Here is a 19,063-nt window from a genome sequence, read left to right as displayed (position 1 = left end):
AAGCAATAAATTGGTTTTTCCATTCAATTTATTGCTTTTTATTATTGTTTAGAAGTTACTTTTTAACTTTTTATCGTATTTACTTTAGATGTTACTTCATGTATACTAAATGTATACTATTAATTTTATTGGTGGGGAACGTTTTGAGAGAAAGATTATCTATTTTAAAACAAATTTCAGAAAGCGCTTACTCAGTTGGTGAGGGATACTTTATTTTAATTATTGTTACAAATATTCTAACAATTATTTTTCCTATTGTTAGTTTATTTAACACGCAAAATATTATAAATAATATTCAATTACATGTTTCGTTCTCGACACCGCAATTTTTCTTTCCGCTATTATTGATGATTTGCTTAAATATTTTAAGTTCTGTAACGAGTCAATCGGCAGCATACTTGATGCAAAGATACAAAGATATTTTGGATTATCAGTTCAGCAAATTAATTTTGCAAAAAGTAAATGAACAAAAATTAACGGACTTTGAAAATCCCGTTTTTTATGACTTAATGCAAAGAGCAGAACAAGCTGGAGGTGTCTATCCATACAGTATTATGATTGGCATAATATCATTAACTGCACAATTGTTTTCTTCCATCAGTTATATTTTAATTTTAGCCAGTTGGAAATGGTGGACCATCTTTATTATGGCGATCTTTCCAATTCTTAGCAGTATTCAAATTGCTAAATTGAGTAAAAGTGAACATCAAATATTATATAATCGGTCGACAATTGAACGGAAAAGTTGGTACTATGCTCATTTGTTGAATAAAGATGAAAATATTAAAGAAACACGTTTATACGGCTTAGAAGCATTTTTTCTTTCAAAATTCAAAAACATTAGAATGAATTTTATTAAGGAAAATCAAGAAATGTATCGTAAAAGAAATTTTTTCACATTATCTTTTCAAATTATTTCAATTCTGGCAACTGCTGCTGTTTTGTTACTATTATTCTATGAAGCAAGTCTAGGTATTCTTTTAATAGGATCTTTGATGACGTTCATCAGTTCAATTTCTAATACAAAAGAAAGTGTGAATTCAATAGTAACAAGTGTACATAAGCTATATCAAGATTCACTTTATGCAGAAAATATCATTAAATTACTAAACTACAATGAAGAAATACTATCAATAAAAGAATCGACAGAAGTGAAACGCTCAGTAGAAACAATCCATACAATAGAATTAGTGGATGTTTCTTATAAATACATCTCATCTAATAGATATGCCTTAAAAAATATAAATTTGTTATTTGAAAAAGGTAAAAATTATGTTTTAGTTGGGAAAAATGGCTCTGGCAAAACGACATTGATCAAAATCTTGTTAGGATTTTATGACAATTATGAAGGAGAAATCTTGATTAATGGTTATCCATTAAAAGAAATTGATGAAACTAGTTATAAACATAGTTTAACCGCTATTTTTCAAGATTATACTAAATATCAATTCACCGTAAATGAAGCGATTGGGATTAGTGATAAAGAAGCTATTGATGAAAAAAAAGTTTTAGAAGCTGCTGAGAAAGCCAATTGCACTGAAACCATCGAAAAGCTTCCTTTAGGCTATTGTCAGCAATTAGGTTATTGGTTTGAAAATGGTATTCAGTTATCTGGCGGGGAGTGGCAAAAATTAGCCATTGCACGTGCTTTTTATAAAAAGAATGCACAAGTTATTGTAATGGATGAACCGAGTAGTGCATTGGATCCACTCGCTGAAAAAGATATTTACCAGAATTTTAACACGCTGAGCCAGGATAAGATTGGATTGTTTATCACACATCGCTTGAAGAATTTTAATATCAAGGGTGAAATTATTGTTCTAGATAATGGAAGCGTTTTAGAGGAAGGGACACAAGCGGAACTATTAGAAAATAATGGTCTCTTTCATGATTTATATTTAGCAGAGAACACAATAGAGTAAAAAAAGGCTACAACTGACTATTTGGTCGTTGATATAAAAAATATTGATAGGTGGTTATTAAAATGACAGAAAACGATTTTGATTTAAATGCTCAATTAAAAGAAGAAGATTTAGTAGCTCATCCAACAGCTTCTTGTTGGCCATCAACATTAACTTCACTGGAAAATGGTCAGTGTAGTATGGCAAGTTGCCCTGCGGCTGGTCCGTATACTTGTAGAAACTAATTTTAGATCAGCAATAAATAATTTGATAAAGAAATAATCCTCATAGTTAGTTGTAGCTTTTTTGAGGATTTTTTTATTAAAAAAATGAAGGTGAAAAAATGAAAATTGCTATATTTACAGCTATTAGATCGTCACATATTTTTCCTATAATTGATTATTTAGAACAATTTTTTACAGAAAATAACGAAGTAACTGTTTTTACGGATCAATCATTAGCAAAATATTTTAAAGATGATTCCTGCCGTTTTGTATTTTATAAAGGCGATGATATCGATCCGCCTGCATTTGCTGAAAAAATTGCCAAGCAACAAAAGGAATATGATAATGTTCAGCAAAACTATATCGAAGCGGTTGTCGAAAAAAAAGCAAATAGTCAAGCGATTGCGGAACAACTAATGGTCGAATTTGCTAAATGTTATAGCATGATATTTATTCATACGGATAAAAAAGCTGTTGCTCCATATTTTCATAAAATGGATGAGATACAGCCTGACTTGATTATTAGAGACAGTTTAGATGTGATTGGTTTAGAATACGGCAAAGAAAATAATATTCCGATCATTTCATATATAACGAATAATTACTATTCACCAGAGGTTCTATTAAAAGAAAATTATTTCCTATATTATTTTGAATTATTAAAAAGCAAACCCGAATACCAATTGGTGTATCAAACTAATTTCAAGAAGCGAATGAATGATACGGTATTGCCATTTCTTAAAGAAATGACAGGATTTTCATCAATCTATTCTTTTTTTCAGCAAGGACCTAAAGAAGCTGCGAATATAATTTGTTCAACGTCTTTTTTACAGCCCTATAGTAGTTCGTTTGAATACAATAGATTTCAACTATTAGCACCATCGAAGAGCAAGTTTACTATTGATACTGGTTTAGTAGATGCGCATTTACAAGCTATTTTAGATACAGAGTCACCAATAGTCTATATCTCAGCAGGAAGTTATTTAACATTGCCGATTGATTATTACAAGCATTTAAGTTCTTTATTTTTATCTCATGGGTACAAAGTGATTCTTTCGGTTAAACATTATGAGACAGAAGAAATCTATCAACTGATTGACGAGCGTTATAAAAAAGATATCTATATTAGTGACTGGATACCGCAAAATTTAGTTTTAAGCAAATCGGCCTTATTTATAACTGCTGGTGGGATGAATAGCATTGAAGAAGCCATTTACTTTGGTGTACCGATGTATATTGTATCGTATGCCTCTGAGCAACATGTTAATGGAATCATCATAGAAGAATTAGGGCTTGGCTTAACGGATTACAATATCAGAAATCCTTATGCGACTACTGCTGACAATTTAAAACATATGCTTAGTGAAATCGATGTCTATACACAAAAAGCTCAGCATTATTCTCAAAAATTAAAACAAGCCATAGCAGAAAATGATTTAAAAAAGATTGCATCATGGTCTATGAAGCAAGTGAAGTTGGAGGATGAATAATGTATAAATTATATGATGATTTTTCAGTTAGAACAGCGTTGCTTTCACCTAAAAAAAATGTTTCTTTAGCAGACATGCAAGTGCAAGAAGCTGTTTATCTTTCCTCGCCTACATTTTATGAGCTATATTCGGAAAATGAGCAAGAACCAGAATACCAGTTGAAGCTAAAACAATTTTTGCTACGGATGACAACTAGAGCTACTCCATTTGGTTTATCTTCCTTGTATTCTTTGAAAAATTTTTCTGAAGAACTAGGTAATTCCCCCAAAAAAAATGAAACTGTCATAACAAGAAATATTCGTCCGGACGGGGAATGGCTGATACCCGTACTTAAAAAGTTGGAACTAGAGTATTTACAATTAGAAAATTTAAAAGTTATTTATAATGAGGCAGTTGAGATACGTGCTGATAAACTTATAAATCGCTGGATAAAGAGAAGTCAATATAATCTTAAAGGAACACAACAAATCATAGTAGACAGAACAAATGCAGTAAAATTAGTTCAAGAATTGGCTGTTAAACCTATTGAAATAAAAGAGTTGATCAATCAAATTCTTTTGAGTTCTCCGAAAATAGCCCGGCATGTTATTTCTGGTTTTCTACAAGAATTGATCCAAAAGAATATTTTAATTTCTGAACTCTTTTTTTTGCCAAATAAAGGTGATCGTTTTAATTTTATTATCAAGCAAATCCAACAAAAAACGCTGACGGATACAAGCAATGCGTTGATAGTGATAGCTGAGAGTATAGCTACAGTGGAAAACAATCCTACAATAGAAAACTATCGAGTGCTCAAAGAAAAAATGAGCATGCTTTTTAAGGCACCAGAAGATAAGTATCTTCAAGTTGACGGTTACAGAAATTCCCTTGATTTTTTACTGAACAAAGAACAAATAGAAGAAAAATTTACGGACTTATTTGAGTATTTGGAAGAGTTAGGACTTAATATTCCACGAATTCAAAATAAAGATCTTCAAATGATGTTGATTGACAAATATGGCTTAAATGTAGCAGTTCCGCTAACATACGTGTTAGATGATGTTGGTTTACAAGTATTTTTGGAAGAAAAGCCAAATGAAGATATAAAACAGATGATTGGAACGATTGGGCAAAAATTAGATGAAAGTTGTTTGCTCAATAAAAAAGCCATTTCCTTAGATGAGCTCTTTTCAAAAATCACGCCACCTAAAAAAGTATTGACGAATCATGCGTTAGATATTGAAGTTGGAGCAAGTTTATATCAAACAGGCGACCAAGAATTAGGAATTTGTTTATCAACAGGACTAAATAGTTTTACGTATAATAAATTAAACAGCCGATTTTTAAAAGCAGAATCTGAGCATGTGGTAAAAGCAAAGAAAAACTATGAGCAAACTATTGAAGTAGATATCGTTACAGATGCAAAATATTATATGATGGATAATGTGATGCAAGGTGGGATTACCAATAAATTTATTTTTGAATGTAACGCTTATCTTGCTGACACAGAATATGAACGTATCGAATTAACTGATATTTATCTGTTTGCAGATTATGAACGTTTAGGCTTGTACTCTAAAAAACATGACAAACAATTGAAATTTGCTCTAAACAGTGCGGTCAATCCAGCATCTTTACCACCTTTACCGAGAATACTTTTGAAAATTGCTGGCATTCAGTACGACAATCCATTGTCTAGTTTAAATTTTTTAGAAGAGATCTCCACGACTCGTGTGCATACACCAAAAGTGATGTATAAAGATATCATTCTTTTACCAGAAAAATGGGATTTATCCAGTCACTTTTATGAACATGATACGTATCAAATATTTGAGAATAAATTAATGATGCTCATGAAAAACGAAATTATTCCAAAACTGGTTCTATTTATGAAGATGGATAAGCGTCTTCAGTTTGATTTAACAAAAGCTATAGATAGAAAGATTTTGTTTAAAGAGTGGAAAAAATCAAGCCAACTATTTTTGAGTGAAGTTATTTATCCAATCGATTACTCTCTTGCTAAAAATGAGATCAATCAACCTGTACAAAATGAATTTATTTTTGAATTTTATTATTCAGGTGAAGAAACCAAACGTCACCCAGATTGTTTTTGGGATGATGTGGCACAGCGGGTAGTTTATCCAAATAATCAATGGATGTATTATATTTTAAAAACAAATGATTTAGTTTTTTATGACCAGCTGATCGGGCAATATTTCCACCAGCTGCAAAATGTGCTGAATGAACAAGGAAGCCGGCTATTTTTTATTAGATATTTAGATGAGCACGGCCCTCAGTTAAGAGTGAGAATATATAATAAGGCGCCTGAAAAATTAAGTCAGTCCATAGCTATTTTCAATGAGAAGTTAGAAAAATGGCATCAAGAAAAAGTGATTTCTGGTTACTTAGTTGATATTTATGAAAGAGAAGGAGAACGGTACGGCGGGTTATCGATTTATCCTTATGTAGAAGACTTTTTTGAAGCAGATAGTTATTTGGTTATGCTGTATTATAATTTGGAGAAAAAATTAACATTGTCATTTTCAAGTGATGCATTGGGGATTTTTTCGATCATTACATTAGTGACTAGTACAACCTTTGATGAAGAAAAGCGTATAGAAGTAGTCAAAGACTTAAATGAAAGAAAAGCATTTCGCAAGCAATTTCGGCAAGTAAAATCAGAATTGATCACATTGTTAGAGCTATATGAGAATGAAGAGCTTTTGCAAACAGCCAGTGTGGAGACTAGAGCATTTTTGACGACATTACATTGGCGAAATGGTATATTTAACAAATTTTGGGAACAACTAGATAAAAAAATTACTGATCCTTGGCGTAAAAGGTATATTGTTCGAAGTATTATTCATTTATTTTGTAATCGTTTTTTTGGAATTGATTCGGAAAAAGAGCGACAATTATGCATTAATTCTGGGTATGGAATCTATGAACTAGAACAATATAAAAAATTTAAGCATTATCGAAATAAAAAATAGGTAGGAGGAAAATCGATTGAACGAGATCAAAACAGAGATAGATCGATTAGAAAAAATGTTCGAAGAATCGATTTTTTCACCAAAAGGAGTAGAAAATACTCGGTTTGCATTGTCGTTAGCATTGATTTTTTTATTAGAGGGTGATAAAAACAAAGCTTCCTATTATTTTGATTTTTGTTTGCATCATTTGAAGCATCTTCACATACCTGGGATTCAATATGGCTATACTGAGCTAGCTTATATCGCACAAATGATGAATAAAAAATTTGGAACATACCAACAATTAACCGAGCAATTAAATGACTTGCTTCTGGGAATGGTAACAAATATTCAGTTAAGCAAAGAAAATAAATTCAATGTGTTAGATCCGCTGAATGGTGTATGGGGGATTTTCCGTTATTTAGACAATACGTCGATGGATTTTAAATTCGAATATACTCAGTTTTTAAAAGACTATTATTCGCTAACTGAAGCGGAACCACCATTTATCGATTTCGTTCAACTAAGTTATCCAGGACAAAACCAAAATTTTCGTTTAGAAAACTATGTTGATCTTGGGTTAGCTCATGGCTTGGCTGGTCATCTTTGGACATTAGGCAATTCAAGGATTTCAATTATTGAAAAAGAGTTACTGATTGAGCGAATCAGTAATTGCCTGTTTCAACATATCGTGACATCTGGTGATAAAAAATACTTTCCTGGCTGGCTTTTAAAAAAGGATAACCAATTAGTTTTGCCAGATGATGCTGAACTGTTTTTTTCGAAACAGACGTATAAATGGTGTTATGGTTCTTTGGGAATATTGACGGCTTTATATCCGGTCCAATTGTATTTATCCAAACAAAATAAAGAACTAGTAGATACCGTGCTTAGGAGCTCATTAAATAATATTGCTGATACACCATTAACCGATCATTGTTATTGTCATGGGACAAGTGGACAATATCGCATGCTAAAGGTTATCGATGAAGAGTATCAGCTTATCGGTAAAACAAAATTGGCCGCTTTAAAACAAGATCTGCAACATGGATTTGAGAAAGAACAGGCGATGCTTTGTCAGGAATCATTTATTCAATTTCCTGAATCGCTTTACTCTCATATCGACGGATATGCTTCTTTGATCATCACAATGCTCCAAGAAAAAGAAAAGCCTGAAATCAACGCATTGGTTGATCAATTACGATTGATTCGTTGAAAATAGCGATCACTTGACAACAATGGGAAAGACTCCTAAACTGTTTTGTTAAGTGAGAGGATGAGCGCGTTGAATAAAGTAAGAAAAATCGGATCAGATCAAATAGAAGAAATGTTTCAATTAGCTGCTTATGCATTTAATTCAGAAACTACAGACAAGCGTAAAAAGCGATTTGAAAAAATTGTTGAACATTCGTTGAATTATGGCTATTACTCCGAGGATGTATTAACAAGCCAAGTTATCTCTACGCCATTTGAAGTTGCTTTTCACGGAACAACCTATAACATGGCTGGAATCGGTTGTGTTTCTTCCTATCCTGAATATCGTGGACAAGGCGGTATTTCAGCTATTATGAAACAGCTGTTAACTGAACTAGCTGAAAGCAAAGTTGAACTTGCCTATTTAGCACCATTTTCTTATCCATTTTACAGAAAATATGGTTTTGAACAACTATTTGAGCAAATCAGTTATACAGTCAAGGCTGAAAATTGGCCTAATGTACCAGCAACTCCAGGTAAAATGAGACGTGTTTTATTTAAAGAAGCCAAAAGTGCTTGTTTAGGTATCTATTCAGCTATACCCAAAAATAAGCGTGGAGCTCTTATTCGAGAATCTTGGTGGTTGGATTACACGCTTGGCATGGATCAAGAAAATCAGTTTGCGCTTTATGAAGATGAAGCTGGTGAGGTAAAAGGGTATTTGATCTATCAATCTAGTGCTGAGTGTTTTGTGATTAAAGAATGGGGCTATTTAACGAATCAAGCGTTTCAATCGATCATTCGGTTCATCGGTTCTCATAATGGCTCATCCCGAGAATTCCAGTTTAAAACAGGATTTGATGGTCAAAATTTGAGTTATTTAATGCCTGCTCCTTTAGTGGAAATGGAAGTCGTTCCTTTTATGATGGGAAGAATTGTGGACTTAGAGAGTTTTTTGAGTAAGTATCCGTTTAATTCTGGAAAAAAAGAAAGCTATTATCTGGCTGTTGAAGATATGTATGGGTCGTGGAACGAAGGAATATGGGAATTAGTGATCAATGAATTAGGAAAAAGCGAAGTAAGAAAGCTTGAACAACTGCCTGAAACCTTGACTAAAGCAGAGCTGATCACTAGTACGATTCAATCGTTGACGCAAGTCTTTATGGGGTATCGATCAAGTAACGAGCTAAGATTCTATGGAAAAATTTCTGGAAAAGAAGAACTGATGCAGTGCTTGGATGAACGTTTGGTAAAAGAACGACCAACATTAGAAGATTATTTTTAAAAGACAAAATATGAGCATTTACTTATAGAGAATTGTGACTCTTGTTATGTCAGGGATAGTCATTTAACCTCCCTTTTGTTTTCCTTAATGGACTTAAGATTCTTATAAAACAAAACGTTTATAAGCAGATGAGTGGCAGAACATGCTTGAAGTTCATATAATAATAGTAAGGAAAGATATAAAAGTTTAAGGACGAAAGGCAGGAGAAAAAATATGAGTAAAACAAAAGAAGAAAAAATCGCTAGAAATGGTAAAATCGGTAAAACTTTAGCAATTGTTGCTGGTGGGCTTTATTTAGTCAAAATGCTAAAAGGTAAAAAAGAAATCAAAAAGTAAACGTAGCATACTGAGTGCAAGAAGGCAGCAGAGTTGTTTTTTTGATTGGAAGTAGGGAAGCAAACTATTTTTTTAGTTTACTTCCCTACTTTCTTTTTATTTGTTATTGACACTGATTGGAAAGACTTCTAAAATGAATGAAGAATGTTCTCGTAGCTCAGTAGGATAGAGCAATCGCCTCCTAAGCGATAGGTCGCTGGTTCGATTCCAGTCGGGAACGTAAAGATGGGGATAGGATAACAGTCTCTAACTCCAAGAAATAAGCTACACTCCATGAAAATTTTCTTTAATTTTCGTGGAGTGCAGCTTATTTTTCAAGGAATTGTTTCTATTTTCACCGCTAATCTAATCACATTGTTTTATAAGAGAAGCTAAAAAGGTCCAATCCTTTTGAATAAGAGGGTCAAGTTTTTGATTATAAAAAACAGCAGCTGGATGATAAGTTGGAAAGATCGTATAAATATTTGCTGATTTTATCAGTTGATTTTTACTTTTTGAATATTTCAAAATGGGTAAGTGCAGCAGTTGTCCATGATAAGCTGAAATCGTGAATTTACTTCCTAACAATCGTTGTAACCCAGTATTTCCCATCGGTACGAGAATTTTTGGTTGGATTTTATTGATCTCATAATCTAGCAAGGGAGCATAAGCTACAACTTCTGCTTTAGTTGGCGTACGATTAGGATACTTTGTTTCTAGGAGACCTGTTTTTTTGTTAAGTTGTTCTTTTATACTAAACGGTCTGCTTCTGACTGCACTAGTAATATAGATATCTTCTCGTGTCAATGCTGCTTGAGCTAACCAGCCATTGAGCTTTTCACCAGATCTGCCGCTAAAAGGGATTTTTGTTTTTATTTCTGTTTCTCCAGGAGCTTCGCCTATCAACATCAAAGCTGCATTTTTCGGTCCTTGACCGGAAAGAAAACCTTCTAAGTGATGACCTTTCATCTTCTTAGCAACTGTTTCTACTAACTTTTTTGGATAGTCCAATCGAAACATCTCCTTCTAATTTTGAAAAAGGGCAGAGATCGAGAAAAAAGTTTCTTTTTCTTGATCTCTACCTCTTTATTTTTTAAGCCCAATCGCCATTACGGAAAATTGGAACGCGTGTACCATCTTCTCTAATGCCATCGATATTCATTTTATCTGACCCAACCATGAAATCAACATGTGTATGACTACGATTTAAGCCAGCTTCTTTTAATTCTTCTTCAGTCATTTCAGTTCCGTCTTGTAAGTTAAACGAATAAGCTGAACCGAAAGCTAAATGGTTTGAAGCATTTTCATCGAATAAAGTATTATAGAAAATGATTCCAGATTGAGAAATCGGTGAAGGATCTGGAACTAGTGCAACTTCACCTAAATGACGTGCCCCTTCGTCTGTATCTAATAATTTTGCTAAAACTTCTTGACCTTGCTCAGCAGAAAAATCAATGACTTTCCCATCTTTAAATGTAAATTTCATCCCTGAAATAGTTGTTCCGGCATAACTTAGTGGTTTAGTACTAGAAACAACTCCGTCCACTCGGCGGCTATCTGGGGCAGTGAAGACTTCTTCAGTCGGCATATTAGCCATAAACGTTTCACCGCGAGCATTATCGCTACCTGCACCTTCCCATAGATGATTCTTGGGTAATCCGATTACTAAGTCTGTTCCAGGTGCTGTATAGTGTAAAGCGTTAAATTGTTCTTTGTTTAATTCAGCGGCTTTAGTGGCTAATTTGTTGTCATGTTTTTTCCAAGCAGCAACAGGATCTTCTTCGTAAACGCGAGTTGTTTTGAAAATTTCATTCCAAAGAGCATCCACTTGTTGTTCGCTGTCATTTAAATCTGGGAAAACTTTAGCTGCCCATTCTTTGCCGGAAGCTGCAACAACTGTCCAGCTGACTTTGTTCGCTTGAGTAACTTTTCTTAAATTAGCCAAAGCTTTGCCAGAAGCTGATTGGAAAGCGGCTACGCGATCTGTATCTACACCAGCTAAAGCATCTGGATTAGCGGAAACAACGCTGATTCGGCTAGCGCCTTTATTGACCCAATCATCTGTCTGATCTATTTTATATTGAGGAACATTTTCCAAATATGTTTTATCTGCATGTAATAAAAATTCACGCTGAACGACATCATCATTCCATTGAACGATTACTTCGCCTGCTCCTAATTTGTACGCTTCTTCTGTGATCAATCGAGCTAAGGGTGCTTGATCAACACTAATTTGTAAAACAATACTTTGTCCTTTTTGAACATTGACACCCGTTTCAACAATCAGCCTAGCATATTTTTTTAATGTCTTATTAAAATTTGTTAATGTCATAGAATAACCTCCTAGTTTTTCATACATCTAATCGTCCATATCATAACACGTACCTTTCATGAACTCAAACAAACAAGTAGGTTATAGACCTTATTTAATTTCAGCAAAAACCGTTCAAAAGTCCCGTATAATCAAATAAATAAAATAATATAAAACGAAGGACTAGTATTTTGCAGAATAAACAAATCGTGTTACAATAACTGTAGTATTTATATGGAAGCGTTGTAAAGGATAGGTAGAGGGGATTGAAAGATTATGGCAAGAAAAAAAACAATTACTAAAGATCAGATTTTAAATGCTGCATACGAAGTAGTGGCCACTGAAGGCTTTTCGAAATTCACCGCACGAAACATTGCAACCAGAATGAAATGCTCAACACAACCTATTTACTTAGAATTCAAAAACATGGATGATTTAAAAGAAGAGTTATTTGAAAAGATTCATCAATATTTGGCAAAAGAGGTGTTTCCTGTTACACAAACGGGTAATACAATCGTGGATTTAGCTTTAAATTATATTCATTTTGCCAAAAACGAAAGCAAACTATACCGAGCGTTATATTTAGAAGAATACGGCGGCGGAAAGAGGATGCAGGAATTTTCTTACAGCTATTTTTCCAATGCAGTCAAGCAAGATTCTGAATATGAAAAATTAAACGATACTGAAATCAATTCGCTTCATATGGGGACATGGATCGTTGCAACAGGAATTGCGGCATTGATGACTTCAGGAATCATTCATCCGAGCGATAAACAAATTGAGCAACTAATGAGAGAATCCATTGAGCAAATTTTAGAACGAAAAGACCCAATCGACATTTAAACAAAAGCACTCACTTTTCAGCTGAAAGGTGAGTGCTTTTGTTTAAATAGTTATTTTTCTGCTTCCGCTAATTTTTTAGCAAAGGCTTCAAGGTTTTGAATATCTTCTTCTTCTGCTGCCAAATCAACTTTTACACTATCGGCTCCTTTAGTAGCACCGATTTTTGTGAAAACAGCATCAAAATCATCAACTGATTTGCAGAATTCGTCATAAAATGTATCGCCAGAACCACATACACCGTATGTTTTTCCAGATAAATTGATTTCTTGTAATTCTTCATAGAAATCCACGATTTCATCTGGAAGTTCACCATCACCATAAGTGTATGTTGCAACAACACAAATGTCTGCATCTTCAAAATCTTCTGGATCAACTTGTGTACATTCATTGATTTCAACTTCAATATTTAAATTTTCAAAAGCTTCAGCAACGATATCTGCGATCTCTTCTGTATTGCCAGTCATGCTTGCATAAACGATTTTAGCTAAGGTCATTAGATTTCCTCCTTTAAATAGTACAATCTTGATTATATCAGAAGAACGAAGGTTGTGTAAATTACAAAATTAAGGCTAGGGAAGATCTGATTTGTCCAGAGAAATAAGGGAAGAAGTTGCTTTTGTACCAATGATTATGTTGATCAAGAGAGTATGAAGAGGAATGAAATGTATATTTGCTAACTACTTTTCAGTGAAATTTTCACAAATTATGATAAAATACTCTTATATAAAGATTATCTAGCTTCGCGGGCTAGTTTTATAGAAAAAAGCTATTGTCTTATTTTTCTACGAGACTGAGCAAGCCCACTGCGCTTTTAAATTTTAGGAGGACTATATTAAATGATTACATTAAAATCACCAAGAGAAATTGAAATGATGGATGAATCTGGAGAATTATTGGCAGATGTTCACCGTCATTTACGGACATTTATCAAGCCTGGAGTGACTAGCTGGGATATAGAAGTATTTGTAAGAGACTTTATTGAAAGTCATGGTGGAATTGCGGCACAAATTGGCTTTGAAGATTATAAATATGCAACTTGTTGCAGCATCAATGATGAGATTTGTCACGGTTTTCCTAGAAAAAAACCATTAAAAGATGGCGATTTGATCAAAGTTGATATGTGTATCGATTTAAAAGGTGCTGTATCTGATTCTTGCTGGGCTTATGTGGTTGGAGAATCTACACCAGAATTAGATCATTTGATGGAAGTAACAAGAAAAGCATTGTATCTAGGCATCGAACAAGCACAAGTTGGTAACCGCATCGGAGATATTGGGCATGCAATCCAAACATATGTTGAAAGTGAAAATTTATCTGTCGTAAGAGATTTTGTAGGGCACGGAGTTGGGCCAACTATTCATGAAAGTCCTCTTATCCCACATTATGGTGAGGCAGGAAAAGGACTTCGCTTAAAAGAAGGTATGGTCATTACGATCGAGCCGATGGTCAATACTGGCACTTGGCGTATGAAAATGGACCCAAATGGCTGGACAGCTTACACTTTAGACGGAGGGATCAGCTGTCAGTTTGAACACACTTTAGCTGTTACTAAAGATGGACCAAAAATTTTAACTTCTCAAGGAGAAGAACTGACATATTAATTAAGAGTGAGACGATCATGTTTTTCTCTGAGGAGTAAATTCTTCGCTAGTTATGAAATGATGTAGCTTGAAGGTTTGCTCGTTTACTTTTAGCTCACTGTTAGGTGAGTAGGAATAACAGCTTGTATTAACTAATTAGAGGAGAATTTTATGAAACTGGTGGACAAAGTAAAAAATAATGATAATTTAATGCGTTTCATAGAAACAACTCAACGGCGTATGGTCGATTCAGAGATAGGGAATACGTCCGTTGTTGTGGCTTATTACTTACTTTTGTCCTTGTTTCCTCTCTTGATTGCGGTGGGAAATATCCTACCGTATTTACATATTGATCCAAATGATGTGCTGCCTTATATTGCTGAGGCAATTCCAAAGGCTATTTTTGATGACTTAAAACCAGCGATCCAATCTTTGCTTACACAACGCTCTGGTGGGTTGCTGTCGATTTCTGCATTAGCGGCTTTATGGAGTGCTAGTCAAAGTATCAACGCGCTACAGACTGCAATGAACAAAGCATTTGGTGTTGAACAACGTAAAAATTTTATTATTGTTCGAATTATGTCTTTGTTGGTGATTCTCTTGTTTATGATTGCAATCGTCGGCGTAGTCGGTGTTTTAGGGTTAGGTAAAACGATTTTAGATTTGCTGCAACCTATATTCAATTTTTCAACTGATTTTATTGATACCTTTCAAGCATTGAAGTGGCCGATTACGTCTTTGGTTTTACTTGTTATTATGTGTTTGATTTATCGTGTTGTCCCTAATGCAAAGCTGAGTTTTCGTTCGATTATCCCAGGTGCTGTATTTGCAACAGTCGGTTGGATGTTGTTGTCACAAGTTTTTGGGTTGTATATCAAATACTTCAGCTCAAAAATCGCCAGCTATCAAATTATAGGAAGTTTTATTATATTGATGTTATGGTTGAATTTTGCCGCAACGATCATTATTCTAGGTGGTATCATCAATGCGGTCGTCAAAGAATATTTATCCAATGAAAAAATTCAGCATCGTTATGGATTGATTAACCGCCTTATAGATAAAATAAACGAAAAATTTAAGAAATAGATTAAATGCTCTGGATTTAAATAAATAAGGGAAGGTGTTTCCCACTCTCATTCGGTGGAAACACCTGTTCCAACTTGTAAATGCAGAATGATTCGGTATAATATACGATGTACATTAAGAAAGTGGGTTCATCATGTCGATGTTTATTTATGAAATTGTTATACGTCTATTTTTGACGTTTATTTTATCCTTGATCTTAACTCCGATAGTTAAGTTGTTGACTTTTAGAATGGGCGCGTATGATGCGCCAGGGGAAAGAAGAGTGAATACCAAAAATATGCCGACAGCTGGCGGATTGAGTATTTATTTTGTTTTTTCATTTTCTTGTCTCGTGTTGTTCCAGTCAATCATCCCGGTCGGTTATATTTGGCCGATTATTTTAGGCGCAGGAATTGTGGTTGCTACAGGTTTGATCGATGATATTTATGAATTGACACCAAAGAAAAAAACATTGGGGATTCTGTTAGGAGCCTTGGTTATTTATTTTGTAGCAGAAATTCGGATCGATGCTGTAACATTGCCGTTTTTTGGTCATATTGATTTAAGCTGGTTTAGTTTACCGCTGACGTTATTTTGGATACTGGCTATTACAAATGCAATTAATTTGATCGACGGATTAGATGGACTTGCCTCTGGTGTGTCTATTATCAGTTTAACGACGATTGGTGTCATTGGTTATTTTTTCCTTCATGCCAAAACAGTTTATATTCCAATCGTGATTTTTGCTTTAGTTGCTAGTATTGCGGGATTTTTCCCATATAATTTTTATCCAGCTAAGGTTTTTCTTGGCGATACCGGGGCGTTGTTTTTAGGCTTTATGATTGCTGTTATGTCTTTACAAGGCTTGAAAAATGCTACATTCATTACAGTGATCACGCCGATGATTATTTTAGGTGTACCAATTACAGATACGGTTTATGCGATTATTAGACGTTTGATGAACAAACGTCCGATTTCTTCTGCTGATAAGATGCATTTGCATCATAGATTGCTGTCCCTTGGATTTACGCACAAAGGTGCGGTTATGACGATTTATGGTTTGGCTTTAGTTTTTTCATTTGTTGCTTTGCTGTTCAGTTATGCAAGTAACATCGCAGCAATTCTGTTGATTGTTTTTAGTATAATTGGACTAGAATTGTTTATTGAAATGATTGGATTGGTTGGAGAAAATCATCAACCGTTGATGTATATTTTACGTATATTTGGTAATCGAGAATTTCGTCAACAACAGTTAGAGAAACGCTTAGGCAAACATTCTAAGAAAAAGTAAATAATCATTGAGAAAAATTATTGAGGCTCTAAGCTATGTTATAATTTATTGACTAAATAAATGAAGAGAACGAGACATAAGGGTGAATTTTTGCTTCGTTCTCCAATGATTAACTAAAGAATTTGAAAATATACTTTATGAAGTTTTACGCATAAAAGTGAGATCGGATTAAAGACTAGCAAATAAAATTAGAAGTAGTTGCTGCTTTTAATTAGGGGATAGAAAAGCTTTAGTTTCACTATCCTATCTTATAATGAGGTGCAAAAAAATATGAATGATAGAATAGCAATTTCCATTGTTACTCACAATAGCCGTCATATTTTTGATGTGCTTGATAATTTGAAAAATGAATTATCTTTAGAATCAAAATATGACATACATATATTTGACAATGCTTCCGAGCAAAGTTACATAAACAAATTAGAAAACTACGGTACGTTCATTACCTTGCACCGTTCTACTGAAAATAAAGGTTTTGGGTATGGGCATAATCAGATTATAAATGAAGTGGCTGCACATTTTAGTGTTATTTTTAATCCGGACGTCTTGATTACCAAAGAAGCTTTAGAAAAAATGGTTCAACGAATCCAAGCAGATGAACAGCTAGCGGCAGTCTGCCCTAAAGTGTTGAACTCAGATGGGACTACCCAATATTTAGTACGACAAAAACTAGACGTGTTTGATTATATGCTTCGATTTGTTCCTTTTAAAGCAGTTAAAAAGTTATTTGATAAACGGTTAAGTTATTACGAATGCCGAGATTTACCGGATGATAAGACTTCTTTTATAAAAATGGGCTCTGGCTGTTTTATGATTATCGATAACGATAAATTCAAGCAAATTGGTGGCTTTGATGAACGATTTTTTATGTATTTTGAAGACAATGATCTTTGTTTGCGTTTTGGAAAAGCTGGCTACAAGATTTTATACACACCTTTTGAAACAGTAACTCATATGTATGAAAAAGGAGCACATAAAAACAAAAAGTTATTTAAGGTTTTTATACAATCAATGGTTAAATTCTTTAATAAATGGGGCTGGAGGTTTTTCTAGTGAGAAATAAGTTAGTCGTTACACTTGTTTTATATCAAACTGACTTTTCACAAACATCTAGCTATCATCTATTAAAAAAAATGACTGTAGAAAAAGAAACAGTATATTTATTTATTTATGATAATAGTAAAAAAGCGCAGGATGATGAACTATTTCATCATAAGAACGTTCGCTATGTTCATGATGAGACAAACCCTGGATTGGCTAAAGCATACAATGCTGCCAGTCAATATTTATTGGATATTCAAGGAGATTTACTGCTATTGCTTGATCAAGATACCTTGATTGATGAGTTGTATCTTGATAAACTTTTACACATAGAATTGAATGAAGAGATTGGTGCATATGTCCCAATCGTCATTTCTCATGGCAGACAGATATCTCCAGTATTTTCCGATAAATACATTGGAGGTCAGTCGCAGTTTCCCAAAGCTGGTGTTTATACAGAGATGATTATGAGTATTAATTCTGGAACAGCATTACCAAGAGAAACGTTAAACAGTATTGGTAAGTTTAACTTAGAATTCCCACTAGATTTTTTGGATCACTGGCTTTTTTGGGAAATTCATCAGCTGTATAAAAAAATCAGTGTATTAGATTATCAACTGGCGCATGATTTATCTGTATTAGATTATCGAACAATCAGTAGTCAAAGATATGAATCTATTATTCGTGCAGAAACACTATTTTATCAAAAATATGATCAAGATAAGTTTTATATTCATAGAAAACATCTCTTTCTAAGAACAATCAAGCAATTTTTGCGTGTTAAAAATAGGAAGATATGGCGGCGGACATTTCGAGAGTTCTGGTCACTGATGAAAGGAAAGTAAATGATCTCAGTTTGTATTGCAACATATAATGGAGAGAAATATTTAGAAGAACAGCTTAATAGTATCTTGGCCCAAATCAGTGTAGGTGATGAGTTAATCATTTCTGATGATGGGTCCGTAGATGCAACGATCGCTATCCTTAAACGATATGCAGCTCAAGATCAGCGGATAAAATTGTTTAAAGGTCCAGGTAAAGGATTAATTGCGAACTTTGAATTTGCGATTACTCAAAGCCAAGGAGATTTTATTTTTTTAGCAGATCAAGATGATGTGTGGCTTCCAGAAAAAGTTCAAACAACGCTAGGTTTTTTTCAAGAACATGATGAAATAGATTTGGTGATTAGCGACTTGGTGATTGTTGATGAGCAATTGGAAGTAATTGAACCTTCTTATTTTGAGTATCGAAAAGTAAAGTTAGGTTTTCTTCACAATCTTGTGAAAAATAAGTATATCGGTGCAGGTATGGCTTTTCGCAGTAGAATGAAAACAAAGATATTACCAATTCCAGCAAACGTACCTATGCATGATATGTGGATTGGTTTGATTGCAGCGTTTAGGAAGAAGAGTGCATTGATTCCTCGAAAGCTTACTTTGTATCGTAGACATAACAATAATGCGAGTGAAATCAATACAAAGTCTAGTTTTATACAACAATTAAAATGGCGATCTGTACTTATTTTAGCTCTGATTAAACGCGGTGTAGTAAAAATAAAATGAGAATTATTTT

At 33.8% G+C, this 19,063-nt stretch carries 17 protein-coding genes and 1 tRNA gene; 15 read left to right on the top strand and 3 right to left on the bottom strand.

From position 1 onward, the window contains the following. Window positions 1–143 precede the first annotated feature (143 nt). The 8 genes from JZO69_RS01905 to JZO69_RS01875 all read left to right on the top strand — a co-directional run bounded on the left by JZO69_RS01905 (window position 144) and on the right by JZO69_RS01875 (window position 9,601). Window positions 144–1,922 carry an ABC transporter ATP-binding protein gene (locus JZO69_RS01905; protein ID WP_207111220.1) on the top strand — a complete coding sequence of 593 codons (1,779 nt, stop codon included), beginning with the start codon at window positions 144–146 and terminating at the stop codon, window positions 1,920–1,922. A gap of 62 nt (window positions 1,923–1,984) precedes the next feature. Beyond that, window positions 1,985–2,146, top strand: a complete 162-nt coding sequence (locus tag JZO69_RS01900) for a hypothetical protein (RefSeq protein ID WP_207111219.1) — start codon at window positions 1,985–1,987, stop codon at window positions 2,144–2,146. A gap of 98 nt (window positions 2,147–2,244) precedes the next feature. Next, the gene (locus JZO69_RS01895) at window positions 2,245–3,615 is read left to right on the top strand and encodes a glycosyltransferase (RefSeq protein WP_207111218.1); all 1,371 of its coding nucleotides are present in this window, start codon (window positions 2,245–2,247) and stop codon (window positions 3,613–3,615) included. Continuing rightward, a complete protein-coding gene (locus JZO69_RS01890) occupies window positions 3,615–6,587 on the top strand; it encodes a thiopeptide-type bacteriocin biosynthesis protein (RefSeq protein WP_207111217.1) in 2,973 nt (990 codons plus the stop codon). The genes JZO69_RS01895 and JZO69_RS01890 overlap by 1 nt, the downstream gene beginning before the upstream one ends. Before the next feature lie 16 nt (window positions 6,588–6,603). Continuing rightward, complete coding sequence (locus JZO69_RS01885; protein ID WP_207111216.1) at window positions 6,604–7,782, top strand: lanthionine synthetase LanC family protein; 1,179 nt, start codon at window positions 6,604–6,606, stop codon at window positions 7,780–7,782. Window positions 7,783–7,851: 69 nt separating this feature from the next. Then, window positions 7,852–9,045, top strand: coding sequence for a GNAT family N-acetyltransferase (locus JZO69_RS01880; RefSeq protein WP_277989616.1), 1,194 nt, complete (start codon window positions 7,852–7,854; stop codon window positions 9,043–9,045). A gap of 213 nt (window positions 9,046–9,258) precedes the next feature. Beyond that, window positions 9,259–9,381: a hypothetical protein gene (locus JZO69_RS16725; protein ID WP_277989615.1), complete on the top strand. Its 123-nt coding sequence runs from the start codon at window positions 9,259–9,261 to the stop codon at window positions 9,379–9,381. Between the two features lie 146 nt (window positions 9,382–9,527). Next, window positions 9,528–9,601, top strand: a tRNA-Arg gene (locus tag JZO69_RS01875). A 125-nt stretch (window positions 9,602–9,726) separates the two neighbouring features. On the opposite strand, the gene JZO69_RS01870 is transcribed toward JZO69_RS01875, so the two are convergent. Continuing rightward, window positions 9,727–10,371: a uracil-DNA glycosylase gene (locus JZO69_RS01870; protein WP_207111214.1), complete on the bottom strand. Its 645-nt coding sequence runs from the start codon at window positions 10,369–10,371 to the stop codon at window positions 9,727–9,729. Window positions 10,372–10,453: 82 nt separating this feature from the next. After that, the gene (locus JZO69_RS01865; protein ID WP_207111213.1) at window positions 10,454–11,692 is read right to left on the bottom strand and encodes an aminopeptidase; all 1,239 of its coding nucleotides are present in this window, start codon (window positions 11,690–11,692) and stop codon (window positions 10,454–10,456) included. Between the two features lie 255 nt (window positions 11,693–11,947). Between JZO69_RS01865 and JZO69_RS01860 the strand changes: the two genes are divergently transcribed. After that, window positions 11,948–12,514 (top strand): TetR/AcrR family transcriptional regulator, encoded by a 567-nt coding sequence (locus JZO69_RS01860; RefSeq protein WP_207111212.1) that lies wholly within the window; start codon window positions 11,948–11,950, stop codon window positions 12,512–12,514. A gap of 50 nt (window positions 12,515–12,564) precedes the next feature. On the opposite strand, the gene JZO69_RS01855 is transcribed toward JZO69_RS01860, so the two are convergent. Continuing rightward, window positions 12,565–13,008, bottom strand: a complete 444-nt coding sequence (locus JZO69_RS01855; protein WP_207111211.1) for a flavodoxin — start codon at window positions 13,006–13,008, stop codon at window positions 12,565–12,567. A 342-nt stretch (window positions 13,009–13,350) separates the two neighbouring features. On the opposite strand from JZO69_RS01855, the gene map reads away from it, so the two are divergent. The 6 genes from map (at window position 13,351) to JZO69_RS01825 (ending at window position 19,053) form a co-directional block, all read left to right on the top strand. Further along, the gene (gene map, locus JZO69_RS01850) at window positions 13,351–14,115 is read left to right on the top strand and encodes a type I methionyl aminopeptidase (protein ID WP_207111210.1); all 765 of its coding nucleotides are present in this window, start codon (window positions 13,351–13,353) and stop codon (window positions 14,113–14,115) included. 150 nt (window positions 14,116–14,265) lie between these two features. Continuing rightward, on the top strand, window positions 14,266–15,180 hold the full coding sequence (locus JZO69_RS01845) for a YihY/virulence factor BrkB family protein (protein ID WP_207111209.1): 915 nt from the start codon (window positions 14,266–14,268) through the stop codon (window positions 15,178–15,180). A 133-nt stretch (window positions 15,181–15,313) separates the two neighbouring features. After that, complete coding sequence (locus JZO69_RS01840; protein WP_207111208.1) at window positions 15,314–16,450, top strand: glycosyltransferase family 4 protein; 1,137 nt, start codon at window positions 15,314–15,316, stop codon at window positions 16,448–16,450. A gap of 270 nt (window positions 16,451–16,720) precedes the next feature. Further along, a complete protein-coding gene (locus JZO69_RS01835; RefSeq protein ID WP_207111207.1) occupies window positions 16,721–17,503 on the top strand; it encodes a glycosyltransferase family 2 protein in 783 nt (260 codons plus the stop codon). Then, window positions 17,503–18,336 (top strand): glycosyltransferase family protein, encoded by an 834-nt coding sequence (locus tag JZO69_RS01830; protein WP_207111206.1) that lies wholly within the window; start codon window positions 17,503–17,505, stop codon window positions 18,334–18,336. The genes JZO69_RS01835 and JZO69_RS01830 overlap by 1 nt, the downstream gene beginning before the upstream one ends. Further along, window positions 18,337–19,053 (top strand): glycosyltransferase family 2 protein, encoded by a 717-nt coding sequence (locus JZO69_RS01825; protein WP_207111205.1) that lies wholly within the window; start codon window positions 18,337–18,339, stop codon window positions 19,051–19,053. Window positions 19,054–19,063 lie beyond the last annotated feature (10 nt).

It is taken from the genome of Candidatus Enterococcus ikei, assembly GCF_017316105.1.
In the GTDB taxonomy this organism is placed as follows: domain Bacteria; phylum Bacillota; class Bacilli; order Lactobacillales; family Enterococcaceae; genus Enterococcus_L; species Enterococcus_L ikei.
The sequence above is the reverse complement of the archived record's forward strand: the minus strand, read 5'-3'. Positions and strand labels throughout refer to the sequence as shown.

Coding starts and splice junctions, on each gene's coding strand:
- JZO69_RS01900 (WP_207111219.1), top strand. CDS start 1,985: ATGACAGAAAACGATTTTGATTTAAATGCTCAATTAAAAGAAGAAGAT.
- JZO69_RS01895 (WP_207111218.1), top strand. CDS start 2,245: ATGAAAATTGCTATATTTACAGCTATTAGATCGTCACATATTTTTCCT.
- JZO69_RS01890 (WP_207111217.1), top strand. CDS start 3,615: ATGTATAAATTATATGATGATTTTTCAGTTAGAACAGCGTTGCTTTCA.
- JZO69_RS16725 (WP_277989615.1), top strand. CDS start 9,259: ATGAGTAAAACAAAAGAAGAAAAAATCGCTAGAAATGGTAAAATCGGT.
- JZO69_RS01865 (WP_207111213.1), bottom strand. CDS start 11,692: ATGACATTAACAAATTTTAATAAGACATTAAAAAAATATGCTAGGCTG.
- JZO69_RS01860 (WP_207111212.1), top strand. CDS start 11,948: ATGGCAAGAAAAAAAACAATTACTAAAGATCAGATTTTAAATGCTGCA.
- JZO69_RS01855 (WP_207111211.1), bottom strand. CDS start 13,008: ATGACCTTAGCTAAAATCGTTTATGCAAGCATGACTGGCAATACAGAA.
- map (WP_207111210.1), top strand. CDS start 13,351: ATGATTACATTAAAATCACCAAGAGAAATTGAAATGATGGATGAATCT.
- JZO69_RS01845 (WP_207111209.1), top strand. CDS start 14,266: ATGAAACTGGTGGACAAAGTAAAAAATAATGATAATTTAATGCGTTTC.
- JZO69_RS01840 (WP_207111208.1), top strand. CDS start 15,314: ATGTCGATGTTTATTTATGAAATTGTTATACGTCTATTTTTGACGTTT.
- JZO69_RS01835 (WP_207111207.1), top strand. CDS start 16,721: ATGAATGATAGAATAGCAATTTCCATTGTTACTCACAATAGCCGTCAT.
- JZO69_RS01825 (WP_207111205.1), top strand. CDS start 18,337: ATGATCTCAGTTTGTATTGCAACATATAATGGAGAGAAATATTTAGAA.